This is a genomic window from Bacillus sp. V5-8f (assembly GCF_002863565.1).
Classification (GTDB): domain Bacteria; phylum Bacillota; class Bacilli; order Bacillales; family DSM-1321; genus Peribacillus.
This window is the reverse complement of sequence record NZ_PGUW01000003.1, coordinates 42,795-68,312: the sequence shown is the minus strand read 5'-3', so window position 1 is coordinate 68,312 and position 25,518 is coordinate 42,795. Positions and strand designations below refer to the sequence as shown.

Sequence of the window (25,518 nt, the reverse complement as noted above, 5' to 3'; positions counted from 1 at the left end):
TTTTGAAGGAACAACGTTCCTTTCATATGTCTGGTAATGATGGCGAAGAGGCCACACCCGTTCCCATTCCGAACACGGAAGTTAAGCTCTTCAGCGCCGATGGTAGTTGGGGGCTCTCCCCCTGCGAGAGTAGGACGTTGCCAGGCAACTTAGGAAGACCAGCCGTGTAGGCTGGTCTTCTTTTCAATAAAAAAAATTTATTCTACTCTTTTATTATTTCCTGGTTGTCTAAAGTGTGATAAATGAAATCCTATAATCAAGTAGCAGGGGGAAGGAACGAAGGCTAAGAGCGCAACGTCCTGTTGCAACGCCTTCATGACCTACGTCCTGTAGGCCTCATCCATGTGGCAACGCAGAAGTCAGCATATTCCTGTGCAAGTCCTGCGAGAGTAGGACGTTGCCAGGCAAACTCAGAAGATCAGCCGAGCAGGCTGGTCTTTTTCTAAAATAGTAAACAAAATAAAAAGTATTTCTAACGATTTAGGTTTTAGCTCCGCATAATGGAGGTATAAAAAATATTACACATGATCGGCGCTTTTCACGTATGCAAATACATAATTGTTGGTAAAAATAATAGTGTAATCAAGAAGCGTTACGGTTGAAAAATTTTTTATTCATTGTATAATTATAGTCAAATATAGTCAAAGTCAGAAGGGAGGAGGCTCCGTGAAGAACATATCTGATATCATAGAGAATTATTTAAAACAGATATTAGAGATGAGTGAGAGGGATATACTTGAAATCAAACGAAGTGAAGTCGCTGATAAATTTCAATGTGTCCCTTCCCAGATCAATTACGTGATCAATACCAGATTTACGATTGAAAGAGGATATCTGGTTGAGAGCAAACGTGGTGGCGGAGGTTATATCCGGATCATGAAGGTAAAATCCCACGATTATGCCCACTTGATTGATCAATTGCTGTCTCTTGTCGGATCCCGTGTTTCCCAAGCATCAGCAGAGAGCTTAATCAACAGGCTAATTGACGAGAATATCATAAATCGCCGAGAAGCAAAAATTATGTTAAGTGTAATGGACCGGTCGGTTATTTATATTGAATTACCGGATCGGGATGAATTAAGGGCAAGGATCTTAAAGGCTATGCTTACCACCTTAAAATATAAATAATTAAAAGAGCTTCAAGAGGTGATAGAATGATTTGCCAGGAATGTAACGAGCGGCCAGCGACGCTTCATTTCACAAAGATTATAAATGGAAAGAAAAATGAAGTCCACATGTGTGACAGATGCGCCCAGGAAAAGGGTGAGATGTTCATGTTAAATGGCGGGTCAGGATTTTCAATCAATAATCTATTAGCAGGTTTGTTAAATATTGATCCTGGCTTTCAGCAGGCAAAACCAAATGCACTCCCCAAAAAAGAGGTGCTGCGCTGTGAAGGGTGTAATCTTTCTTTTCCTCAATTTGTCCATATGGGGAAATTTGGATGTGCGGAATGCTATGAAACCTTTAAAGATCATTTAGATCCTATTTTAAAAAGGGTCCATAGCGGAAACACATCTCACCACGGTAAAATCCCAAAAAGAATCGGTGGAAGCATTCATATTAAGAAACAAATTAATGATTTAAAGCTCCACCTTAAACAGCTTATTGAACAGGAAGAATTCGAAAAAGCTGCGGAACTCCGTGACCGAATCCGATCATTGGAGAAAGAAATGGGCAATGTTCAAGGAGGGGAGCCACAATGAGTCTAGAACATTTTTTGGAAAAAGCGATTAGTTCCTGGATGAATGAAGAAGGTCCTGATTCTGACATTGTTCTTAGCTCCCGAATCCGGTTGGCAAGAAATTTTAAAGATTTTACGTTTTCTACTTTATTTTCACAAGAAGAAGCTATGCAGATTATAAATATAATAAAAGGCCACTTAAATGATACGGATGTTCCCGAAGTGGGAAAGATTGAGTTTTTGCAAATGGAAAACTTGCAGCCTCTGGAAAAGCTAGTGTTAGTAGAAAAGCATCTGATCAGCCCAAATTTAGCAGAAGATTCACCTTATGGTGCGTGCCTTCTTTCTGCGAATGAAGAAGTAAGTATCATGATTAATGAGGAGGATCACTTAAGAATACAATGCCTTTATTCTGGTCTCCAATTAAAAGAAGCGTTGCGAAGGGCCAATGCGATTGATGATTTTATTGAAGGGCAAATCGATTATGCTTTTGACGAAGAACGAGGATACTTAACAAGCTGTCCTACCAACGTTGGCACTGGGCTGAGGGCATCAGTAATGATGCATCTGCCGGGTCTGGTGCTCACCAATCAGATCAATCACCTCATTCCAGCAATTAATCAATTAGGCCTTGTTGTAAGAGGGATTTACGGGGAAGGTAGTGAAGCACTCGGCAATATATTTCAAATTTCCAATCAAATTACCCTTGGCAAATCTGAAACTGACATTGTCGAAGAATTAACAAGTGTAGTGCAGCAAATCATCGCCCAAGAACGGTCGGCCAGGGATGCATTAGCGCAAACCTCTAACATACAATTAGAAGACAGGATTTACCGTTCATTCGGTATTTTGCAGCATGCACGGGTCATCGAAACTAAGGAAGCGGCGAGATGCCTTTCCGATGTTAGACTAGGGATAGACCTTGGGTATATAAAAAATATTTCCAAAGGCATCTTGAATGAACTGATGATATTAACTCAACCTGGATTTTTACAAAAGTATGCAGGCGGACCGCTTCGCCCACATGAAAGGGATATTAGGCGGGCTGCTTTCATTAGAGAACGATTTGATTTAGAGAAAAAAGACAATTCTGAAGGAGGAATTTCCCTATGATGTTTGGCCGATTTACTGAAAGAGCCCAAAAAGTACTCGCATTAGCCCAGGAAGAAGCGATTCGTTTAGGTCACAACAATATTGGTACCGAACATATTTTGCTTGGCCTTGTCCGTGAAGGGGAAGGAATTGCTGCAAAGGCTCTGTATGCGCTTGGTTTAGGAGCGGATAAAATTCAAAATGAAGTAGAAAATTTGATTGGCAGAGGCCAAGAAAATGCACAAACAATCCATTATACCCCGCGTGCAAAGAAAGTCATTGAGTTATCCATGGATGAAGCACGCAAGCTAGGGCATTCTTATGTCGGTACGGAGCATGTCCTTCTTGGACTTATTAGAGAAGGAGAAGGTGTGGCAGCTCGGGTGCTCAACAACCTTGGGGTCAGTTTAAATAAAGCACGTCAACAGGTTCTCCAGTTGTTGGGTAGCAGTGAGTCAGGAGGACATCAGGGTGCATCCTCTGCAACCGCCAGCACACCGACTTTAGATAGTCTTGCACGTGATTTAACGGCAATCGCCAGAGAAGGAAGCCTTGACCCTGTTATTGGAAGAAGCAAAGAAATTCAAAGGGTTATCGAAGTATTAAGCCGCCGTACAAAAAATAACCCCGTTCTAATCGGTGAACCAGGTGTAGGTAAAACAGCAATTGCTGAAGGCCTTGCCCAACAAATCATAAATAATGAGGTTCCTGAAATTTTACGTGATAAGCGTGTTATGACGCTCGACATGGGGACTGTTGTTGCCGGTACAAAATACCGTGGTGAATTTGAGGACCGTTTAAAGAAAGTAATGGATGAAATCCGCCAGGCAGGAAATATCATTCTGTTTATTGATGAACTTCATACATTGATCGGTGCCGGTGGAGCAGAGGGCGCAATTGATGCCTCAAATATCCTGAAGCCTTCCCTTGCTCGTGGAGAGCTTCAATGTATTGGTGCCACTACACTTGATGAATACAGAAAATATATTGAAAAAGATGCAGCGCTCGAGCGCCGCTTCCAGCCAATTCAAGTTGATGAGCCGAATATCGAGGAATCCATTCAGATCCTACAGGGGCTGCGTGACCGCTATGAGGCACATCACCGTGTGTCCATTTCAGATGAGGCAATCGAGGCAGCGGTGAAACTATCTGACCGGTATATTTCCGACCGCTTTCTGCCGGATAAGGCCATCGACCTGATTGATGAAGCAGGTTCTAAGGTAAGACTTCGCTCCTATACCACACCGCCAAACCTTAAAGAGCTAGAACAAAAGCTTGATGAAGTAAGAAAAGAAAAGGATGCTTCCGTCCAAAGCCAGGAGTTTGAAAAAGCAGCTTCTCTCCGTGACACAGAACAACGTCTGAGAGAACAGCTCGAAGAGACGAAAAAGACTTGGAAGGAAAAACAGGGCCAGGAAAACAGTGCAGTTACTGTCGATGATATCGCCCATGTGGTATCAAGCTGGACCGGTGTACCTGTAACACGGCTTGCCCAAACAGAGACTGATAAACTGTTGAATATGGAAGAAATCCTTCATTCACGTGTGATCGGGCAAGAAGAAGCTGTAAAAGCAGTAGCAAAAGCAGTCCGACGTGCACGCGCAGGTTTGAAAGACCCTAAACGTCCAATTGGTTCTTTCATCTTCCTCGGTCCTACAGGTGTGGGGAAAACTGAGCTCGCACGTGCGCTTGCTGAGTCAATCTTCGGGGACGAAGATGCCATGATCCGGATTGATATGTCTGAATATATGGAGAAACACTCGACTTCCCGCCTGGTTGGATCCCCTCCAGGGTACGTAGGGTATGAAGAAGGCGGCCAATTGACAGAAAAGGTCCGCAGGAAACCTTACTCTGTCGTCCTGCTTGATGAAATTGAGAAGGCTCACCCGGATGTGTTCAATATCTTGCTTCAAGTCCTTGAAGATGGAAGATTGACAGATTCTAAAGGACGTGCAGTGGATTTCCGTAATACGATATTGATCATGACATCAAACGTAGGTGCCGAGGCCTTGAAACGGAATAAATATGTCGGCTTTAATATCCATGATGAAGGTCAGGACTACAAGGATATGAAAGGAAAGGTAATGGAAGAGCTAAAACGGGCATTCCGTCCAGAATTTTTGAACCGTATCGATGAAACCATCGTCTTCCATTCTCTAGAGAAGAAACATCTGAAAGAGATTGTAACGTTGATGGCAGACCAGCTTACTATCCGTCTAAAAGAACAGGATATCCTGGTGGAGCTTACCGATGCGGCTAAGGAAAAAATAGCTGAAGAAGGATTTGATCCGGAATATGGGGCCCGCCCAATCAGGAGAGCTATTCAGAAACATGTTGAAGATTTCCTATCCGAAGAGCTTCTAAAAGGCAATGTCCATAAAGGGCAAAGAATATTGATTGATGTAGCTAATGGGGAATTTACAATAAAACAAGCAGAAGCTGCCTCAGTCGAGTAATAACAATCCAGTCCAAAAAGTGGAGGTACACGAAACAAAATGTGTACCTCTTTTTTTATCAATTCTTACGGAAGACAGTACATCAAGGAACGCGAACTGAAGCCAAGTTAAGTATGGAGAGATGAATGACGGTTAGCGTTATTGATGATATAATTAGAACAAATGTTCCTATGCGCTGAAATGCATTAATGCTAGTGAACAAAACCTACAAGTTGTTGAAATAATCATTTATTTGCACATCATTTTTAGAAGGATTAAACTGACCCTATATTTAATATCATAGTAGTGGCGTTTTTTATTGATCGAGGATTTTTGAAAACAGAAAGGAAGCAAAAATGGTTGTAAAGAAAAAGACTAAATTTATATGCCAGTCATGCGGGTATGAGTCTGCAAAATGGATGGGAAAATGCCCAGGCTGCGGTGAATGGAACAAAATGGTGGAGGAAGTAGAAATCACAGGGCCTGCAAGAAGGAGAGCCTTTGCCCATTCAGAAACGGTGGCCGGCTCCACGGATCGCCAAAAGGCGGCGCCGATTACATCGATAAAGACATCACAGGAACCTCGTATTTCGACTGATTTAACGGAATTAAACCGAGCTCTAGGTGGGGGTATCGTTCAGGGATCACTCGTACTGATAGGAGGGGATCCGGGGATAGGCAAGTCCACACTTCTTTTACAGGTTTCATCACAATTGGCACAAAAGCAGAAAAAAGTGTTATATGTATCCGGTGAGGAATCCGTAAAGCAAACAAAATTAAGAGCAGACCGTCTGGGTGCGGCAACCGATAATCTTTTCGTATATGCGGAAACAGATATGGATTACATCGAACAGGCTATTCGTGAGGTAAGTCCCGATTTGGTAATCGTCGACTCGATTCAGACAGTTTATCAGTCCGAAGTAACATCCGCACCGGGAAGCGTATCACAGGTTCGAGAGTGTACTGCATCCTTAATGAGAATCGCAAAAACGAATGGCATCGCCATCTTTATTGTTGGACATGTGACGAAAGAAGGCTCGATTGCTGGACCCCGGCTTCTGGAACATATGGTTGATACCGTGTTGTATTTTGAGGGTGAAAGGCATCACACTTACAGGATTGTCCGCGCAGTAAAAAACAGATTTGGATCAACGAATGAAATGGGTATTTTCGAAATGAAAGAAAATGGCCTTGAAGAGGTAGAAAATCCGTCGGAAATCTTTCTGGAAGAGCGTTCCCAAGGTGCTTCTGGGTCAACGGTAGTTGCTTCAATGGAAGGCACACGGCCCGTACTCGTAGAAATACAGGCATTAATCTCACCTACAAGCTTTGGAACTCCAAGAAGAATGGCTACCGGGATTGATCAAAACAGGGTGTCCCTGCTGATGGCTGTCTTGGAGAAAAGAGTAGGACTGCTTTTGCAAAATCAGGATGCTTATTTAAAGGTTGCCGGCGGTGTAAAGTTGGATGAACCCGCCATTGACCTAGCTATAGCTGTCAGTATCGCTTCAAGCTTTCGCGACCGTCCTAGTAGACAATCGGACTGTATCATTGGCGAGGTAGGCCTGACAGGGGAAGTGCGGCGTGTTTCTAGGATTGAGCAGCGCGTCCAGGAAGCGGCTAAGCTTGGGTTTGAGCGTATTATTCTGCCATCTAATAATATTGGCGGCTGGAACGCACCGAAAGGAATTGAGATTGTTGGTGTGTCCACGGTTTCGGAAGCTCTTCAATATGCTTTAGGAGGGTAAGAATGACAGAAAAGAAACTCGCTGAAAAGACAAAGCATGAAATACTTCAGATGGTGGCACCAGGATCGCCTCTGCGGGAAGGGATCGACAATGTATTACGTGCCAATACCGGTGGACTTATCGTAGTGGGCTATAATGAAAAGGTCAGGGCGATTGTGGATGGAGGTTTTCAACTTAATTGTCCGTGTACGCCAAATACGCTATATGAACTGGCCAAAATGGACGGGGCCATTATCCTGAATGATAAAGCGGACAAGATTATGCTTGCCAATGCACAGTTGCTTCCAGATTCGTCCATCCCTTCTACTGAAACAGGGATGCGCCACCGGACCGCTGAAAGAGTTGCCAGGGAAACAAAAAGCCTTGTCATTGCAATATCACAACGGAGAACGGTTATCACATTATACCAGGGGAATTTTCGCTATGCGTTAAAGGATTTTCCAGTCATTCTTGCAAAGGCTAACCTCGCGATTCAAACACTCGAAAAGTACAAAGCAGTCCTCCAGCAGAGTATTTCAGACCTGAGTGTTTTGGAATTTGAAGAAATCGTCACGTACGCTGATTTGTTGAGGGTATTCCACCGTTATGTGATGGTACTTAGAATAAAGGCAGAGCTTCTGTCCTATTTAAACGAACTTGGAACGGAAGGCAGGCTAATCCGCCTCCAGATGAATGAGCTTTTAGCCGATATAGAAGTAGAAGGCGAGCTTCTTATTAAGGATTACGCATTTGATAAAGCCGTGAAACCTGTAATGATTGTGCAGAGGCTTCAGGAGCTAGCACAACAGGAAATCCTGGAAGATAGCGTGCTCTTAAAAGTGCTTGGATATATTGGGTATATCCATCTTGATGAAAGTGTAAAACCTAGGGGATACCGGATACTCAATAAGATCCCACGGTTGCCGGGGCTAATAATAGAAAACCTAGTAAATCGTTTTGTTAACTTTACAAATGTGACGACTGCCACGGTCGAGGAATTGGATGACGTAGAAGGAATCGGGGAGGTCCGGGCGAAGAAAATTCGGGAGGGCCTTCGGATATTAAAGTCCCAGCTTATTACTGAAAAGAGAATCTAAATATCTAAAATCGCTCTAAATCCGCATAGTTCGCACCATTTTTAAATGTAAATCGGGTTGATAATTTTTGACACCCCAAGCATGAGGGTGCTAGGCTAATAATGGTGAGCCGTATATCTTTATGTATATTGTATAGGGTTTCACTTAATTTTGAAAAACCTTCTTTGATATGGTTTCAATTTTTTCATTTTGTCAATAATGAGTAAAAGGAGGTGGAGGAATGTTAAAACGCATTATACAAGCATGCTTCTTAATAATAGGCGGGACTCTTGGGATCTTCCTTATTCCTGAATTATTAAATGTATTACATGTTGAACATATTGCTTTTGTAAACAATCCTTATGTAACTGCAATTTTAGGTGCTATTATATTCTATCTTATTACTTTTTGGGCAGTAGATTATGTGGTGGATTTCATGAAATGGTTTGAGGAATCTCTCGTTAAGGCCCCCATTACTGATATTATCTTCGGAAGCTTAGGCCTCATCGTTGGCCTTTTCGTTGCTTTTTTAATAGGGTATGCCTTGAATGCCATCCAGGTGCCCATTCTGAATACAGTTGCACCAATTCTATTGACCTTGCTGTTCGGTTATCTGGGATTTCAGGTAGGGTTCAAAAAACGTGATGAACTGACAACGCTTTTTGCCAAAAACACTAAAAAGAAAGGTGATGATGCTGGATTTGGAGCATCTGAGCCTGGAACAAGCCCATACAAAATCCTTGATACGAGTGTCATTATCGACGGCAGGATTGCAGATATTTGCCAAACGGGATTTCTTGAAGGGACCATCGTTATTCCCCAATTCGTATTGGCGGAGCTTCAGCACATTGCCGATTCCTCTGATGCGTTGAAACGGAATCGCGGAAGACGTGGATTGGATATCCTTAACCGCATTCAAAAGGAATTATCAGTGAACGTGGAGATGTATGAGGGCGATTTTGAAGAGATCCAGGAAGTGGACTCAAAGCTGGTGAAGCTTGCAAAGGTAACGAACGGGATTGTAGTGACGAACGATTTCAACTTGAATAAAGTTTGTGAATTTCAAAACGTCCGGGTCCTTAACATCAACGATCTGGCCAATGCGGTGAAGCCTGTGGTATTGCCGGGCGAGGAAATGAATGTACAGGTCATTAAAGATGGCAAGGAACAAAACCAGGGTGTTGCCTATCTAGATGATGGAACAATGATCGTCGTAGAGGGCGGTCGTGACCATATCGGAAAACGGATTGATGTAATCGTGACGAGCGTGCTGCAAACATCGGCGGGACGGATGATCTTCGCAAAACCAAAACTGTTAGAAAAAGCATTATAGTAGGGAGAAGCATGTTATGTTTTATGAAGTAGTCATACCTGCTGCAGGACAAGGAAAGAGAATGAAGGTTGGCAAAAACAAGTTATTCATTGAGCTTGCCGGAAAACCTATTATCGTCCATACCCTGCAGGTGTTTGAAAATGATCCGGATTGTAAGGGCATAATTCTCTCTATTAACCCAACGGAAGAAGAAAGTTTTCAATCATTTATCCATAAATATCAGTTAAAAAAAATCAAAAAGCTGGTCCCGGGTGGAAGCGAGCGGCAGCATAGTGTTTTCAACGGCATTAAACATGTCGATGAGAATGCAATCGTGCTGGTACATGACGGGGCACGTCCGTTTATTAACCGTGATATAATCGGGCAATTGGCTGAAACTGCTTCCTTGCACGGAGGTGCAATCGTCGCAGTGCCTGTCAAGGATACAATCAAAAAAGCGAAGCATAAAGCGGTCACGGAAACCGTGGAACGATCAAGCTTGTGGGCTGTACAAACTCCACAAGCTTTTCGTGTGTCCACCCTGAGGAAAGCGCATGATATTGCTGAAAAAGCGCATTTTTTCGGTACGGACGATGCGAGTCTTGTTGAGAGAATGGGTGAAACAGTAATGATTATCGAAGGAAATTACGATAATATTAAAATTACGACGCCAGAAGATTTATATTTTGCGGAAGCAATTTTACATAAAATACAGGGGAATCGCAGAAAGGAAGAACAACATGTTTCGGATCGGACAAGGATTTGACGTTCACCAACTAGTAGAAGGGCGGCCGCTTATTATTGGCGGTGTAACCATACCAAACGAAAAGGGGTTGCTTGGACATTCAGATGCAGACGTGCTTCTACATACGGTGGCAGACGCTTGTCTTGGGGCAATTGGAGCCGGGGATATAGGCAAGCATTTTCCGGACACTGACCCGCACTTTAAGGATGCCGATTCGGCAAAGCTTTTGCAGCAAGTATGGCAGCTTGTAAAAAAAGAAGGCTATGTTTTGGGGAATGCCGATTGTACGATTATTGCCCAAACGCCTAAAATGGCACCATATATCGGGGAAATGAGAGCGCGCATTGCTGAGCTTTTAGAAGCTTCGGCTGATCAAATAAATGTAAAGGCTACGACTACTGAAAAGCTGGGCTTTACGGGTAGAAGTGAAGGAATTGCGTCCCAGGCAATTGTCTTATTAATTAAGGCTAATTAAGTCGTTTTAACAGCGAGTATGCTTTATTCCTTCACACTAAGATGGTAGAATGGAACGATAATAGAGATTGAGATGTAGCTTAGGAGGATCTAATGATGACCAGCGAGATTCGTGTGCGTTATGCACCAAGCCCAACCGGGCATTTACATATTGGAAATGCTCGGACCGCATTATTCAATTATCTTTTTGCCCGCAATAAAGGTGGAAAGTTTATAATCCGTATAGAAGATACAGACCAAAAACGCAATATTGAAGGCGGGGAAGAAAGCCAGCTTAAATATTTAAAGTGGCTGGGAATTGATTGGGACGAGAGTGTGGATAAAGGCGGTGAATACGGTCCTTACCGTCAATCAGAACGCAATGATTTATACAGCAAATTATATGAGGAACTGCTTGAAAAAGGGCTTGCCTATAAATGCTATTGTACAGAAGAAGAGCTCGAGGCAGAGCGCGAAGCCCAGATTGCCAGGAATGAAACCCCAAAATATTCCGGTAAATGCCGTCATTTGACAGAGGAGGACCGCGCAAAGTTAGAAGCAGAAGGAAGAAAACCAAGCATTCGGTTCGTTGTCCCTGAGGGAAAGGTATACCGGTTCAATGACATGGTAAAAGATGAGGTATCTTTTGATTCCGAGGGTATCGGCGATTGGGTTATCGTCAAGAAAGACGGAATACCGACATACAATTTTGCTGTCGCGGTCGATGATCATTTGATGAAGATTTCCCATGTGCTTCGCGGTGATGACCATATTTCCAATACACCGAAGCAGTTGATGATATACGAGGCATTTGGGTGGGAACCACCGGTGTTCGGTCATATGACGCTTATCGTCAATGAAACCCGGAAGAAGTTGAGCAAGAGGGATGAATCGATTATTCAATTCATTGAACAATACGAAGAGCTTGGTTATGTACCCGAAGCGTTGTTTAATTTTATCGCCCTGTTAGGATGGTCCCCGGTAGGTGAAGAGGAGCTTTTCACAAAAGAGGAATTCATACAGCAATTTGATGCTGACAGATTATCAAAATCTCCCGCGCTTTTCGATAAGCAGAAGCTGACATGGATGAATAATCAATATGTAAAACAGCTTGAGCTTTCGCGTGCTGTCGAAATATCCCTTCCGCATCTTATAAAGGCCGGCAAAGTATCTGAGAACATGGGTCCGAAGGAAAAAGAATGGGTCGAGAACCTGATTTCCCTTTATCAGGAGCAAATGAGCTATGGAGCAGAAATCGTGGAACTATCAAGCTTATTCTTTAAAGATGAGATTGAATATGAAGATGAAGCGGAAGAAGTTCTATCCGAGGAACAGGTACCACAAGTCATGGCGGCTTTTCTGGAAGAAGTAAACAAGCTTGAGGACTTTACCGCTGAAGAAATAAAAGCATCCATTAAGGCAGTCCAAAAGAGCACAGGTCAGAAAGGGAAAAAACTCTTTATGCCAATCCGTGCTGCGGCTACCGGCCAAACTCACGGACCTGATTTGCCCAAGGCCATTGCTTTATTGGGCAAAGAAAAAATCAAAAAACGCTTGCAAAGCATTTTGCATTAACACTTGTCAGAACGTATAATATAGTAATAATTAACCTAAACCCTAAATGCGTTGATGGGGAGAAGTAAAGAAATGATGCTTCGCAGAGAGAACCATGACCTGGTGAAAATGGTTCAAGCCACTCATTGCTTGAAATGCACCCCTGAGCCCTCCGCTGAACCTCATAAGTCAGTAGGCGAAGGCGGAATTCCCCCGTTATAGGGAAAGAGTTGGGAATGTAGAATTTCAATTGGCTGATGGGCCTTGAAGACGACACATTCCAAACAGAGTGGAACCGCGCACATGAAAGCGTCTCTGTCTTTATGCAGAGGCGCTTTTTTTAATGGGTTTTATTCAGGGCCATTTAATACACAGTTTTAGCATCCGGAGGCCAAAACTGCACCAACAGAGATATACAAGGTACAAGGGAGAGGGAGGAAAACACACATGTTTAAAGTCTTAAAAGAAGATATCGAAGTGATTTTTGAACAAGATCCTGCTGCGCGCAGTTATATCGAAGTCATTCTTACTTATTCCGGCCTCCATGCGATTTGGAGCCATCGGCTAGCCCATGGATTATTCAAACGGAAGCTTTATTTTCTTGCAAGAGTTGTTTCACAAATCAGCCGTTTTTTTACAGGCATTGAAATCCATCCAGGGGCCAAGATTGGAAAACGCTTTTTCATCGACCACGGCATGGGGGTTGTGATAGGGGAAACTTGTGAGATTGGCGATAACGTTACGGTTTTCCAAGGCGTTACTCTTGGCGGTACGGGTAAGGAAAAAGGAAAACGGCACCCTACCATAAAAGATAATGTGTTGATTGCAACAGGGGCAAAGGTCCTCGGGTCGATTACAATTGGCGAAAATTCCAAGATTGGCGCAGGTTCTGTCGTTCTTAAGGAAGTACCGCCAAATTCAACAGTTGTAGGCATTCCAGGTAAGGTGGTCATAAGGGACGGTGTTAGGGTAAAAGACTTAAATCATACTGATTTACCCGATCCAACAGCAGACCGCTTTAAAGAGATGGAAAGGGAAATAGCCAGTCTAAAACTACAATTGCAAGATTTAAAAAAAGAAAGGGTCAAATAACATGTCGATTAAAATCTATAATACATTGACAAGAAAAAAAGAAGAATTCAAGCCTTTGGAAGAAGGCAAGGTGAAAATGTATGTATGCGGCCCAACGGTTTACAATTATATCCACATTGGAAATGCACGGCCGGCGATTGTATTTGATACCGTACGCAGATATTTTGAATACCGGGATTATGATGTAAAGTATGTCTCAAACTTTACAGATGTGGATGATAAACTTATCCGCGCTGCCAAAGAACTTGGTGAGGACGTGCCGGCTATTTCCAATCGTTTTATCAACGCTTACTTTGAGGATGTAACAGCTCTTGGCTGCAAAAGAGCAGATGCTCATCCTCGAGTGATGGAAAACATGGATATCATCATTGAATTTATCGACGCCCTCATCGAAAAAGGGTATGCCTATGAATCTGAAGGTGATGTTTACTACCGTACTCGTGAATTTGGCCAGTATGGTAAGCTCTCTCATCAATCCATTGATGAATTAAGGGTCGGCGCCAGGATTGAGGTGGGGGAAAAGAAGCAGGATGCCCTTGATTTTGCTTTATGGAAAGCTGCCAAAGAGGGAGAAATTTCATGGGATAGCCCATGGGGAAGTGGGCGTCCGGGCTGGCATATCGAATGCTCGGCCATGGTGAAGAAATACCTTGGGGATACGATTGATATCCATGCAGGCGGACAGGATCTTGCTTTCCCGCATCACGAGAATGAAATCGCACAATCAGAGGCTTTAACAGGAAAACCTTTTGCAAACTACTGGATGCATAATGGGTATATTAATATCGATAATGAAAAGATGTCGAAATCACTGGGGAACTTTGTTCTTGTACATGATATTATCCAACAACATGACCCTGAAGTGCTGCGCTTTTTTATGCTATCTGTCCATTATCGCCACCCGATTAACTATAGTGAAGAGCTTCTGTCCAATATGAAAGTGTCACTCGACCGCTTGCGGACATCATACCAAAATCTAAAACACCGGATTAGCTCGAGCGATTGTCTGACGAATAATAACCAACAGTGGCTCGGAAAAATATCAAGCCTGCACGATCAATTTATTACAGAAATGGATGATGATTTTAATACAGCGAATGCCATCTCCGTTTTGTTTGAGCTTTCCAGGCAGGCCAATTACTACCTAATGGAAAAGAACACTCATAAAGAGGTGATCCAGGCTTTCTTGGAACAGTTCGAAGATTTGTTCGGGGTGCTCGGCCTGGCGTTGGAGGAGGAAGCACTTCTTGATAAAGAGATCGAAACATTGATCCAGGAGCGGAACCAAGCCCGTAAAGACAGGAATTTCAAGCGCTCTGATGAAATTCGGGACCTCCTTAAAGATATGAATATCATCCTGGAGGATACACCGCAGGGAACCAGATGGAAAAGAGGCTGACCATGCTTCACTATGACAACAAAGTTGATGAAAAGCTTTTGAATAGCCTTGCGCTTGCATACATGGGTGATGCGGTATATGAATCATATATCCGGCATCACCTAATCCAGAAAGGGGCGGTCAAGCCCCATCTTCTGCATAAGGAAGCGACCCGCTTTGTTTCCGCAAAAGCGCAGAGTAAGGCTGTACACTTTCTGCTTGACGCAGGAATACTGACTGAAGAAGAGCTTGCAGTCGTACGCCGGGGCAGGAATGCCAAATCGGGAACCGTCCCGAAAAATACAGATGTACAGACTTATCGGTATGGAACCGCGTTTGAAGCGCTGCTTGGATATCTTTATTTAGCTGGAAGGAATGAGCGGCTTGAAGAAATGATCATTCAAGCGATCCAATTTATTGAAGGAGAAGAAGGGAGATGAGCCTATGAACGAAGAATACATCATTGGAAGAAACCCCGTACTTGAGGCCTTACGCTCTCAACGGGATATAAACAAGATCTGGATTGCCGAAGGATCACAAAAAGGGCAAATGCAGCAGATCATCGGTATCGCAAAAGAAAGACAAGTAATGGTTCAGTTTGTCCCAAAGAAGAAGGTGGACCAAATGTCTGATGGCAACCACCAAGGGGTAATCGCGCAGGTAGCAGCTTATTCATATGCTGAGTTGGACGATTTGTTTGCCAGGGCCGAGGAAAGAAACGAGGCTCCGTTCTTCCTTTTATTAGATGAAATTGAGGATCCGCATAATCTGGGGTCTATTATGAGGACGGCGGATGCTGCAGGTGTTCACGGCATTATTATTCCAAAGCGGAGATCGGTTGGCTTAACTGCGACTGTGGCTAAATTATCCACCGGTGCAATTGAATATATTCCGGTAGTGCGTGTGACGAATATGGCCAGGGTCATTGATGAGATCAAAGAACGCGGTGTTTGGATTGTTGGCACGGATGCAAAAGGTAAGGATGATTACCGCAGTATGGATGGAGCAATGCCGATCGGACTAGTCATTGGAAGTGAAGGAAAAGGGATGGGCAGGCTCATTAAAGACAAATGTGATTTTCTGATTCGTCTTCCTATGGCAGGACATGTCACTTCACTGAATGCGTCTGTAGCAGCGGGATTACTGATGTACGAGGTTTTCCGGAAAAGGCATCCATTAGGGGAGTAGCCCGATGGACAACATTCTGTTGGTGGACGGTTACAATATTATCGGGGCATGGCCGGAGCTAAGAGAATTAAAGGATAAGGATTTATCTTCAGCTAGGGACCGTTTAATTGAGATCATGGCAGAATACCAGGCCTTCACTGGTTATCGTGTTATTATCGTGTTTGATGCACATTTTGTCCAGGGAATTGAGCGTAAATATAAGAATTTTCAAGTTGAAATTATATTTACAAGGGAAAACGAGTCGGCAGATGAACGGATCGAAAAGCTCGCAAGTGATTTGAATAATATCAAGACACAAATTCATGTAGCCACCTCGGATTTTACGGAACAATGGGTAATATTTGGCCAGGGAGCCCTAAGGAAATCTGCACGGGAGCTACTAAATGAAATGAATCATGTAAGTGGAGAAATAGAAAAGAGCGTAAAAAAAACAACGAAGAAAAAACCCTCATCCAAGATTGCATTGAGTGAAGAAATTGCAGAAATTTTCGAAAAATGGCGCCGCGGCAAGCTTTGAGCTGTTGACGTCCAAAAATTACCTACTGTATAATTATTCTATCTATTTGTGTACGGTCGGGGGGATAAATGTGTGGGTGCCAACTTCGGAACGAAACGGAATGACCGATATTTTGAGTTGGAAGATGAGACGTTGGTGGGCTTAGTGCACAAGGGTGACAGTGAAGCCCTTGATTATATTATCCAAAAATACCGAAACTTCGTCAGGGCGAAAGCCCGTACGTATTTCCTGATCGGAGCGGATAAGGAAGATATCTTTCAGGAAGGCATGATCGGCCTTTATAAAGCAATCCGTGATTTTAAGGGAGACAAGCTTTCTTCCTTTAAGGCTTTTGCCGAGCTATGCATTACCAGGCAAATTATAACGGCTATCAAAACAGCCACCAGGCAAAAGCATATCCCGCTTAATTCTTATGTTTCTCTGGACAAGCCAATTTATGATGATGAATCAGACAGGACTTTGTTGGATGTCATTTCCGGCGCGAAGATTCTTGACCCGGAAGAGCTGATCATCCATCGAGAAGAATTTGATGATATAGAATTAAAAATGACCGAGCTGCTCAGCGACCTGGAAAGGAAAGTGTTAGCCCTTTACCTTGACGGCCAGTCCTACCAAGAAATTTCCGAGGAATTGAACCGCCACGTAAAATCCATCGATAACGCTCTGCAACGTGTCAAAAGAAAACTGGAACGCTATCTGGAAGTTAGAGAAATTACTCTTTAGTCTCGTGTGACACATGCCCTGTTCATATTGACATTAAAAGTAAGCCGTGATAAAGTTTTATGGACGTATAGATAGGTGGCGTATCATATGAGAAAGAAAGTTATTTTAGCTTGTACGGAATGCGGTTCGAGGAACTACACTTCCGAAAGCAATAAGGCAACAAGTTCTGAACGCCTTGAGATTAAGAAATTCTGTAGTACATGCAATGCCCATACCATGCATAAAGAAACAAAGTAACTGTTCAATAGATTTGAAAAAGGCGTATCCATACAGTAGTTGGAGGTTACATTCATGAGCGAGTTTTTCAGCGGCGTTATTCGCGAGATGAAAAAAGTAAGCTGGCCAAAAAGAAAAGAACTTACAAAATATACAATTATCGTTATTACCACCGTTTTGATCATGTCTGTTTTCTTTGCGGTCATCGATCTGGGGATTTCTGAATTAATTCGCTTAGTTCTTGAATAAGAGATTCAAAAATCAGGTATAATAGTGATAGAATAATAAGCAACACAACAAAAGGCCCGGGAACGGGTTTTTTAATTTGTCTTTTTTTGCCAATGTAATCTATATTTATCTTTTATGAGATTGAAATCGAAACTTGAGATGCCTCACAAAAGAAAAAAGTGCGGGGAGGGAAGGACTTTAAAAGTCCTATCAAATGGAAAAAAATTGGTATGTTGTCCATACTTATTCTGGATATGAAAATAAGGTAAAAGCCAATCTGGAAAAACGTGTGGAGTCTATGGGAATGCAGGATAAGATTTTCCGCGTTGTGGTCCCAGAGGAAGAAGAAACAGAAATCAAAGACGGAAAGAAAAAAGTAACGAAAAAAAAGGTGTTTCCGGGCTATGTATTGGTTGAGATTATCATGACAGATGATTCATGGTATGTTGTCCGCAATACGCCGGGTGTAACGGGATTCGTGGGTTCCGCAGGTTCAGGCTCAAAGCCGACCCCGCTTCTTCCTGATGAGGTGGAGATGGTGCTTAAGAGCATGGGTATTGAAGAAAAGAAGATAGAACTAGACATGATCGTCGGGGATACAGTTCGTGTCAAAGAAGGTCCGTTTGCAAACTTTAGCGGGTCCATAGAAGAGCTTGATAAAGATAAAGGTAAATTAAAAGTCCTTGTCAATATGTTTGGCCGGGATACACCGGTTGAACTTGACTTTAGTCAGGTGGAAAAATTATAATTCAAAATAACTTGAAATAAGAATCAAAAAATGATACTATTTCATAGGTCAGTATGTCTCGTAAAAGAGACCTGAACAAACATACAAATTCTTTATTTGTGATATAAAGAATCAGTTGAGTGGGAGGGACCTCGAGCCCTATTACCACATCACGGACGATAAGGAGGTGTGTCTCGTGGCTAAAAAAGTAATTAAAATGGTTAAATTGCAAATTCCTGCTGGTAAAGCCAATCCAGCACCACCTGTTGGACCTGCTTTGGGTCAAGCTGGTGTAAACATCATGGGATTCTGTAAGGAGTTCAACGCTCGTACAGCAGACCAAGCTGGTCTTATCATTCCTGTTGAGATCACGGTATTTGAAGACCGTTCATTTACATTCATTACTAAAACTCCTCCTGCTGCAGTATTGCTTAAGAAAGCAGCTGGACTCGAGTCTGGTTCTGGTGAACCTAACCGTAAAAAAGTTGCTACAATCAAGCGTGATAAAGTACGCGAGATTGCTGAAACGAAAATGCCTGACCTGAACGCTGCAAACGTTGAGTCTGCAATGCGCATGGTTGAAGGTACAGCACGCAGCATGGGTATCGTTATCGAAGACTAATCGCTAACGTGTTCTGCATGTTTCTTACGGGGGTTGCGATTCAGTTCGCAACCTTTATTCGTGGGAGGTCATTCCGTTAAAACCACAAAATAGGAGGATTTTTTACATGGCTAAAAAAGGTAAAAAGTATCTCGAAGCTGCCGGGCTTGTAGACCGCACAAAGGCTTACTCTGCAACTGAAGCTATCGAGCTTGCTAAAAAAACAAATTTCGCTAAATTTGATGCGACTGTTGAAGCTGCATTCCGTTTAGGAATCGATGTTAAGAAAGCTGACCAGCAAATCCGTGGAGCAGTTGTGCTTCCAAACGGAACTGGTAAAACACAGCGTGTGTTAGTATTCGCTAAAGGTGAAAAAGCAAAAGAAGCAGAAGCTGCCGGCGCTGATTATGTTGGTGATTCTGATTACATCAACAAGATCCAGCAAGGTTGGTTTGACTTTGATGTAATCGTTGCTACTCCAGACATGATGGGTGAAGTTGGTAAACTTGGACGTGTATTAGGACCGAAAGGTTTAATGCCAAACCCGAAAACTGGCACAGTAACATTTGATGTTACAAGAGCAGTGAATGAAATCAAAGCTGGTAAAGTTGAATACCGCGCTGACAAAGCTGGTATCATCCATGTTCCAATCGGTAAAGTCTCTTTTGAAGACAACAAGCTAGCTGAGAACTTGAATACAATCTATGAAACTTTATTGAAAGCAAAGCCTGCGGCTGCTAAAGGTACTTACATGAAGAGTGTTGCTGTATCTACAACTATGGGCCCTGGTGTGAAGGTAGATCCTTCAAGTTTCTAATAAAAAAGTTGACAATATAAAAGGATTATTGTTATAATTACTTTTGTTGTTATAAATGAATACAATTTGTACCGTAGACAGCAGGTGCTTATAATAAAGCTTAATGTCCTGCCGAGGTAATTCGATAATACTAGTCACTGACTATGATTTTTGAAATTACTGCCTCCGTGTCTGCGATAGATATGGAGGCTTTTATTTTAACGGTATGAATGTTTTCAGCAAAATCTATAGGAGGTGTAAGGATGAGCAGCGTTATCGAACAAAAGAAACAAATCGTCGACGAGATCTCTGATAAGTTTAAATCTGCACAAACAGCTGTTGTTGTTGATTATCGCGGTTTAACAGTTGCTGAAGTAACTGAACTACGTAAACAATTACGTGATGCGGGCATTGATTTCAAAGTATATAAAAACACTATGACACGCCGTGCAGTAGAAACAGCTGAGCTTACTGGCTTAAACGATTCTCTGACTGGTCCAAACGCAATTGCGTTCTCAAATGAAGATGTTGTTGCGCCAGCGAAAATCCTTAATGATTTCGCGAAGAAACATGAAGCATTAGAAATTAAAGCCGGAGTGATCGAAGGGAATGTAGCATCAGCTGATCAAATCAAGGCTCTTGCAGAACTTCCATCACGCGAAGGATTGCTTTCTATGCTCCTTTCCGTGCTACAAGCACCTATCCGCAATCTTGCTCTTGCTGCAAAAGCTGTCGCAGACCAAAAAGAAGAACAAGGCGCGTAAGTTAAGACTGATTTACAGCTATTAAAATAATAAACCTAAAACCTTAAGGAGGAACTAAACAATGACTAAAGAACAAATCATTGAAGCAGTTAAATCTATGACTGTTTTAGAATTGAATGACCTTGTAAAAGCAATCGAAGAAGAATTTGGTGTAACTGCTGCTGCTCCTGTAGCAATCGCTGGTGGGGCTGCTGCTGGTGGTGCTGCTGAAGAGAAAACTGAATTTGACGTTGTTCTTGCTTCTGCAGGTGACCAAAAAATCAAGGTTATCAAAGTTGTTCGTGAAATCACTGGTCTTGGGCTTAAAGAAGCAAAAGACGTTGTCGACAACGCTCCAAAGCCGCTTAAAGAAGGCGTTTCTAAAGAAGAAGCTGAAGAAATCAAAGCTAAACTTGAAGAAGTTGGAGCTGGCGTTGAAGTTAAGTAATAATGCCGCTTAATAAAGAAAGCTCGCTGTAACCGGCGGGCTTTTTTTCTCTTAGCTAGCTTTTGCTCCGGATTACTCATGATTCACTGCAAACTAAGTATAAGGAGATTGTGTTGAAGGCAACCTAATACAGTTGTACTGAAACCATACCCTAACTTCTTCGCAGTTCTTCTCTCTTTTTTTCTTCATAATTCCTTTCTGATAGGAGGAGATGACCCTGGCAGGCCATTACTATTCACAAAAACCAGATGTAGAAAGCAACCCAAGGTTTTGGGATTTTACCTTGAGAGGAAAAACATTTCGCTTTAAAAGCGATGCTGGAGTTTTCTCCAAAAATGAGGTTGATTTTGGATCCCGGCTTTTAATAGAAGCATTTCAGTTGAACTTAGAGATAAAAGGGGACATACTTGATGTTGGTTGCGGCTATGGACCCATTGGCCTTTCGGTAGCGGCTTCTTACCCCGGGAGAAATGTCCATATGATTGATATTAATTCGAGGGCTATAGAGCTTGCAAAAGAGAATGCCAATACTAATGCTATTTCAAATGTCTCTATCTATGAAAGTGACGTATTTGATGGGGTTGATGCAGGTGGGTTTGCAGCTATTCTCACTAATCCTCCGATACGGGCCGGAAAAAAAGTGGTTCAGAAAATCTTAGTTAACAGTTATGAACGTTTGGCTTCTGGTGGCCAGCTATGGGTGGTTATCCAAAAAAAACAGGGCGCCCCTTCGGCTATGGACAAATTAAACGAGCTGTTTGGGAATGTAGAAGTAGTGCAGAAGAAAAAAGGCTACTATGTTTTGGTTTCTAAAAAAGATTGACTCTAATTTTTCACTATGTTATTATTATATAATGCATATATATAATTTCCATCACTATACAATTATTATCCATTTTTTGAATAAAGATTGGATAAGATGGAAAAAATATATAAATAATAGTGCGAGTTTTGTGAAATAGTGGTTTTTAAAGTAAAAACCATTTTATTTTTGTCTATAGGAAACCAGGTTGTTTTCTATCGGCAATACACTTTTATAACGCTTGATTTGAGGGGTGAATCAGTTGACAGGTCAACTTGTTCAGTATGGACGACACCGCCAACGCAGAAGTTATGCTCGGATCAGTGAGGTTTTAGAGCTTCCTAACCTCATTGAAATCCAAACCGCTTCGTATCAATGGTTTCTTGATGAAGGGTTAAGGGAAATGTTCCAGGATATTTCTCCAATTGAGGATTTCACCGGGAATCTATCGCTTGAATTTATTGATTATAGCCTTGGGGATCCTAAATATCCTGTTGAGGAATCAAAAGAGCGCGATGTAACTTACTCTGCTCCGCTTCGTGTTAAGGTACGTCTTGTAAACAAAGAAACAGGGGAAGTGAAAGACCAGGATGTTTTCATGGGTGATTTCCCTCTAATGACTGAAACAGGTACATTTATCATCAATGGTGCCGAACGTGTTATCGTATCTCAATTAGTTCGCTCGCCAAGCGTCTATTATAGCGGAAAGATGGACAAAAACGGTAAGCGCGGATTTACAGCGACCGTAATTCCAAACCGCGGAGCATGGCTTGAATACGAAACTGACGCCAAGGATGTAGTGTATGTGCGAATTGACCGTACCAGAAAGCTTCCTGTAACGGTATTGCTTCGTGCGCTCGGATTTGGCTCTGACCAGGAAATTATCGACTTGATTGGCGATAATGAATACATCCGCAACACGCTTGAAAAAGATAATACCGAGAGTGTTGAAAAGGCGTTGCTTGAAATCTATGAACGTCTTCGTCCGGGTGAGCCCCCTACTGTCGAGAACGCTAAGAGCCTTTTAGTTTCACGTTTTTTCGATCCGAAACGTTATGATTTAGCAAACGTTGGACGTTATAAGATAAATAAAAAGCTTCATATTAAAAACCGTTTGTTCGGACAGCGTATTGCTGAAACATTGGCTGATCCTGAGACAGGAGAAATTATCGTGGAAAAAGGTACGTTGCTTGATCGTCGTACACTCGATAAGATTATTCCTTATCTGGAAGCCGGTGCCGGATTTAAAAAGTTTCATCCGGTTGGTGGCGTAGTTGAAGAAGAAACTCTTTTACAGCCGATAAAGATTTATGCTCCAAATGATGCTGAAGGTGAAAAAGTAATCAATGTTATCGGAAATGCGTATGTTTCCGAGCAAGTGAAGAATATTACGCCAGCAGATATCATTTCGTCCATTAGCTATTTCTTTAATTTGTTGCACACTGTCGGTGACACCGATGATATCGACCATTTAGGGAATCGCCGTCTTCGTTCAGTTGGCGAATTGCTGCAAAACCAGTTCAGAATTGGTCTATCCCGGATGGAACGTGTTGTTCGTGAAAGAATGTCGATCCAGGATACAAATACAATTACACCACAGCAGTTAATAAATATTCGCCCTGTAATTGCGTCAATTAAAGAGTTCTTTGGAAGCTCCCAGTTATCACAGTTCATGGACCAAACGAACCCGCTGGCAGAATTAACGCATAAACGCCGCCTTTCTGCATTGGGGCCAGGTGGTTTGACTCGTGAACGTGCTGGATTTGAAGTGCGTGATGTTCACTACTCCCACTATGGCCGTATGTGTCCAATTGAAACACCGGAGGGGCCAAACATTGGTTTGATTAACTCCTTATCAAGCTTTGCGAAGGTAAACCGTTTTGGATTTATTGAGACTCCATACCGCCGGGTAGATCCTGATACAGGGAAGATCACGAACCGAATCGATTACTTAACGGCTGATGAAGAAGATAATTATGTAGTTGCGCAGGCAAATGTACGGCTTTCAGATGACGGATCATTCCTAGATAATGATATTGTAGCCCGTTTCCGAGGCGAAAACACCGTTGTTCCAAGAGACCGCGTCGACTATATGGATGTATCTCCTAAGCAGGTGGTTTCGGCTGCTACAGCTTGTATACCATTCTTGGAAAACGATGACTCTAACCGTGCGCTTATGGGTGCGAACATGCAGCGCCAAGCTGTACCGTTAATGCAGCCTGAAGCACCGCGAGTAGGAACGGGTATGGAATATGTATCTGCTAAAGACTCCGGCGCTGCTGTTATTTGTAAACATGAGGGAATCGTTGAACACGTAGAATCACGTGAAGTATGGGTACGCCGTGTTACAGAAGTTGATGGCCGCGAGGTTACTGGAAACCTGGATAAGTACCGTATGCTTAAATTTATCCGTTCCAACCAGGGAACATGCTATAACCAGCGCCCAATCGTCTCAGTTGGCGACAGAGTGGTCAAAGGCGAAATTCTTGCTGATGGACCTTCCATGGAAAAAGGTGAATTAGCTCTTGGCCGCAACGTGTTAGTAGCTTTCATGACATGGGATGGTTATAACTATGAAGATGCCATCATCATGAGCGAACGTCTTGTAAAGGACGATGTTTATACTTCTATTCATATTGAAGAATATGAATCAGAGTCTCGTGATACGAAGCTCGGACCAGAGGAAATTACACGTGATATCCCGAACGTGGGTGAAGATGCGCTCCGCAACCTTGATGAACGCGGTATTATCAGAATCGGTGCTGAAGTGAAAGATGGAGACCTTCTTGTTGGTAAAGTTACACCTAAAGGGGTGACGGAACTAACTGCGGAAGAACGACTTCTACACGCAATCTTTGGTGAGAAAGCACGAGAAGTGCGGGATACGTCACTTCGCGTTCCTCATGGCGGAGGCGGTATTGTTCACGATGTAAAAGTTTTCAACCGTGAAGATGGTGATGAGCTTCCACCGGGAGTCAATCAGCTTGTCCGTGTTTACATTGTTCAAAAGCGTAAGATCCATGAAGGGGATAAGATGGCCGGGCGTCATGGTAACAAAGGTGTTATCTCTCGTATTCTTCCTGAAGAGGATATGCCGTACTTGCCGGATGGAACACCTGTAGACATCATGTTGAATCCTCTAGGGGTTCCTTCACGTATGAATATCGGTCAAGTATTGGAGCTCCATCTTGGAATGGCTGCTCGTGCACTTAACATTCATGTTGCTTCACCGGTATTTGACGGCGCCCGTGAGGAAGATGTTTGGTCTACAATTGAAGAAGCAGGGATGGCCCGTGATGCTAAAACGGTCCTATATGACGGTCGTACAGGAGAGCCATTCGATAACCGTGTATCTGTTGGTGTCATGTATATGATCAAGCTTGCCCACATGGTTGATGATAAGCTGCATGCTCGTTCAACTGGACCTTACTCACTTGTTACACAACAGCCTCTTGGCGGTAAAGCCCAGTTTGGCGGTCAGCGTTTCGGTGAGATGGAGGTTTGGGCACTTGAAGCATATGGTGCTGCATATACTCTACAAGAAATCCTTACTGTTAAGTCAGATGACGTTGTTGGCCGTGTTAAGACATATGAAGCAATTGTAAAGGGCGAAAATGTTCCTGAACCAGGAGTTCCTGAATCATTCAAGGTATTAATCAAAGAACTTCAAAGTTTGGGTATGGACGTCAAGATCCTGTCCGCTGACGACCGTGAAATTGAAATGCGTGATCTGGAGGATGAAGATGATGTGAATCATTCGGATTCATTATCCATAGATCCCCAAGGCAAGGACATGGTGACCTCTGACGCAGGAGCAAATACAAACGCCATTACAACTGATTAAGGGTATTCTTTAAATTTTCAGCTCTAACCGGCAGTGATTTCCATGGGAAGGAGCTGGCGGTTAGAGTTCATTCAATAGACATGAGCTCTATGGGAAGCAATAAGGGTAAAACCTGGAGATTAAAAGGGAGGTAGGCC

The 25,518-nt window shown here is 42.8% G+C and carries 25 protein-coding genes, 1 rRNA gene and 2 other annotated features; all 26 genes read left to right on the top strand.

Annotated features, from left to right (window positions below; translation table 11 throughout):
- Nucleotides 1-29 precede the first annotated feature (29 nt).
- Nucleotides 30-146: ribosomal RNA gene (gene rrf / locus CUU64_RS03915) — 5S ribosomal RNA — on the top strand.
- A 571-nt stretch (nucleotides 147-717) separates the two neighbouring features.
- Entirely contained in the window at nucleotides 718-1,128 is a 411-nt protein-coding gene (locus CUU64_RS03910) for a CtsR family transcriptional regulator (RefSeq protein ID WP_374702699.1), read from the top strand.
- A 26-nt stretch (nucleotides 1,129-1,154) separates the two neighbouring features.
- Nucleotides 1,155-1,706: a protein-arginine kinase activator protein McsA gene (mcsA, locus tag CUU64_RS03905; protein ID WP_101631974.1), complete on the top strand. Its 552-nt coding sequence runs from the start codon at nucleotides 1,155-1,157 to the stop codon at nucleotides 1,704-1,706.
- Nucleotides 1,703-2,797 (top strand): protein-arginine kinase McsB, encoded by a 1,095-nt coding sequence (gene mcsB / locus CUU64_RS03900; protein WP_101631973.1) that lies wholly within the window; start codon nucleotides 1,703-1,705, stop codon nucleotides 2,795-2,797. Before mcsA ends, mcsB begins: the two co-directional genes overlap by 4 nt.
- Nucleotides 2,794-5,232, top strand: coding sequence for an ATP-dependent protease ATP-binding subunit ClpC (gene clpC, locus CUU64_RS03895; RefSeq protein ID WP_101631972.1), 2,439 nt, complete (start codon nucleotides 2,794-2,796; stop codon nucleotides 5,230-5,232). The genes mcsB and clpC overlap by 4 nt, the downstream gene beginning before the upstream one ends.
- A gap of 335 nt (nucleotides 5,233-5,567) precedes the next feature.
- A complete protein-coding gene (gene radA, locus CUU64_RS03890) occupies nucleotides 5,568-6,959 on the top strand; it encodes a DNA repair protein RadA (RefSeq protein WP_101631971.1) in 1,392 nt (463 codons plus the stop codon).
- Between the two features lie 2 nt (nucleotides 6,960-6,961).
- Nucleotides 6,962-8,035 (top strand): DNA integrity scanning diadenylate cyclase DisA, encoded by a 1,074-nt coding sequence (gene disA, locus CUU64_RS03885; protein WP_101631970.1) that lies wholly within the window; start codon nucleotides 6,962-6,964, stop codon nucleotides 8,033-8,035.
- Nucleotides 8,036-8,255: 220 nt separating this feature from the next.
- Nucleotides 8,256-9,347 (top strand): PIN/TRAM domain-containing protein, encoded by a 1,092-nt coding sequence (locus tag CUU64_RS03880; RefSeq protein WP_101631969.1) that lies wholly within the window; start codon nucleotides 8,256-8,258, stop codon nucleotides 9,345-9,347.
- Nucleotides 9,348-9,363: 16 nt separating this feature from the next.
- Nucleotides 9,364-10,092, top strand: coding sequence for a 2-C-methyl-D-erythritol 4-phosphate cytidylyltransferase (gene ispD, locus CUU64_RS03875; RefSeq protein WP_101631968.1), 729 nt, complete (start codon nucleotides 9,364-9,366; stop codon nucleotides 10,090-10,092).
- Entirely contained in the window at nucleotides 10,067-10,546 is a 480-nt protein-coding gene (gene ispF, locus CUU64_RS03870) for a 2-C-methyl-D-erythritol 2,4-cyclodiphosphate synthase (RefSeq protein WP_101631967.1), read from the top strand. The genes ispD and ispF overlap by 26 nt, the downstream gene beginning before the upstream one ends.
- A gap of 95 nt (nucleotides 10,547-10,641) precedes the next feature.
- A complete protein-coding gene (gene gltX, locus CUU64_RS03865; protein WP_101631966.1) occupies nucleotides 10,642-12,099 on the top strand; it encodes a glutamate--tRNA ligase in 1,458 nt (485 codons plus the stop codon).
- A 42-nt stretch (nucleotides 12,100-12,141) separates the two neighbouring features.
- Nucleotides 12,142-12,398 (top strand) — a binding site (T-box leader).
- A 127-nt stretch (nucleotides 12,399-12,525) separates the two neighbouring features.
- Nucleotides 12,526-13,170 carry a serine O-acetyltransferase gene (gene cysE / locus CUU64_RS03860; RefSeq protein ID WP_101631965.1) on the top strand — a complete coding sequence of 215 codons (645 nt, stop codon included), beginning with the start codon at nucleotides 12,526-12,528 and terminating at the stop codon, nucleotides 13,168-13,170.
- 1 nt (nucleotide 13,171) lies between these two features.
- Nucleotides 13,172-14,569, top strand: coding sequence for a cysteine--tRNA ligase (cysS, locus tag CUU64_RS03855; RefSeq protein WP_101631964.1), 1,398 nt, complete (start codon nucleotides 13,172-13,174; stop codon nucleotides 14,567-14,569).
- A 2-nt stretch (nucleotides 14,570-14,571) separates the two neighbouring features.
- Complete coding sequence (locus CUU64_RS03850; protein WP_101631963.1) at nucleotides 14,572-14,988, top strand: Mini-ribonuclease 3; 417 nt, start codon at nucleotides 14,572-14,574, stop codon at nucleotides 14,986-14,988.
- 4 nt (nucleotides 14,989-14,992) lie between these two features.
- Entirely contained in the window at nucleotides 14,993-15,736 is a 744-nt protein-coding gene (gene rlmB, locus CUU64_RS03845; RefSeq protein WP_101631962.1) for a 23S rRNA (guanosine(2251)-2'-O)-methyltransferase RlmB, read from the top strand.
- Nucleotides 15,737-15,740: 4 nt separating this feature from the next.
- Nucleotides 15,741-16,253: an NYN domain-containing protein gene (locus CUU64_RS03840; protein ID WP_101631961.1), complete on the top strand. Its 513-nt coding sequence runs from the start codon at nucleotides 15,741-15,743 to the stop codon at nucleotides 16,251-16,253.
- A gap of 117 nt (nucleotides 16,254-16,370) precedes the next feature.
- Nucleotides 16,371-16,976 carry an RNA polymerase sporulation sigma factor SigH gene (sigH, locus tag CUU64_RS03835; RefSeq protein ID WP_374702698.1) on the top strand — a complete coding sequence of 202 codons (606 nt, stop codon included), beginning with the start codon at nucleotides 16,371-16,373 and terminating at the stop codon, nucleotides 16,974-16,976.
- Between the two features lie 87 nt (nucleotides 16,977-17,063).
- Nucleotides 17,064-17,213 (top strand): 50S ribosomal protein L33, encoded by a 150-nt coding sequence (gene rpmG, locus CUU64_RS03830; protein WP_101631959.1) that lies wholly within the window; start codon nucleotides 17,064-17,066, stop codon nucleotides 17,211-17,213.
- A gap of 54 nt (nucleotides 17,214-17,267) precedes the next feature.
- Entirely contained in the window at nucleotides 17,268-17,441 is a 174-nt protein-coding gene (gene secE, locus CUU64_RS03825) for a preprotein translocase subunit SecE (RefSeq protein ID WP_101631958.1), read from the top strand.
- A gap of 193 nt (nucleotides 17,442-17,634) precedes the next feature.
- Complete coding sequence (gene nusG / locus CUU64_RS03820; RefSeq protein WP_101631957.1) at nucleotides 17,635-18,168, top strand: transcription termination/antitermination protein NusG; 534 nt, start codon at nucleotides 17,635-17,637, stop codon at nucleotides 18,166-18,168.
- Between the two features lie 175 nt (nucleotides 18,169-18,343).
- Nucleotides 18,344-18,769: a 50S ribosomal protein L11 gene (rplK, locus tag CUU64_RS03815; RefSeq protein WP_142383592.1), complete on the top strand. Its 426-nt coding sequence runs from the start codon at nucleotides 18,344-18,346 to the stop codon at nucleotides 18,767-18,769.
- Between the two features lie 106 nt (nucleotides 18,770-18,875).
- Entirely contained in the window at nucleotides 18,876-19,565 is a 690-nt protein-coding gene (rplA, locus tag CUU64_RS03810) for a 50S ribosomal protein L1 (RefSeq protein WP_101631955.1), read from the top strand.
- Nucleotides 19,566-19,618: 53 nt separating this feature from the next.
- Nucleotides 19,619-19,769, top strand: a sequence feature (ribosomal protein L10 leader region).
- A 38-nt stretch (nucleotides 19,770-19,807) separates the two neighbouring features.
- Nucleotides 19,808-20,308 (top strand): 50S ribosomal protein L10, encoded by a 501-nt coding sequence (gene rplJ, locus CUU64_RS03805; RefSeq protein ID WP_101631954.1) that lies wholly within the window; start codon nucleotides 19,808-19,810, stop codon nucleotides 20,306-20,308.
- A gap of 61 nt (nucleotides 20,309-20,369) precedes the next feature.
- Entirely contained in the window at nucleotides 20,370-20,735 is a 366-nt protein-coding gene (gene rplL, locus CUU64_RS03800; RefSeq protein WP_101631953.1) for a 50S ribosomal protein L7/L12, read from the top strand.
- 217 nt (nucleotides 20,736-20,952) lie between these two features.
- Nucleotides 20,953-21,558 carry a class I SAM-dependent methyltransferase gene (locus tag CUU64_RS03795; RefSeq protein WP_101631979.1) on the top strand — a complete coding sequence of 202 codons (606 nt, stop codon included), beginning with the start codon at nucleotides 20,953-20,955 and terminating at the stop codon, nucleotides 21,556-21,558.
- 241 nt (nucleotides 21,559-21,799) lie between these two features.
- The gene (gene rpoB, locus CUU64_RS03790; RefSeq protein WP_101631952.1) at nucleotides 21,800-25,381 is read left to right on the top strand and encodes a DNA-directed RNA polymerase subunit beta; all 3,582 of its coding nucleotides are present in this window, start codon (nucleotides 21,800-21,802) and stop codon (nucleotides 25,379-25,381) included.
- Nucleotides 25,382-25,518 lie beyond the last annotated feature (137 nt).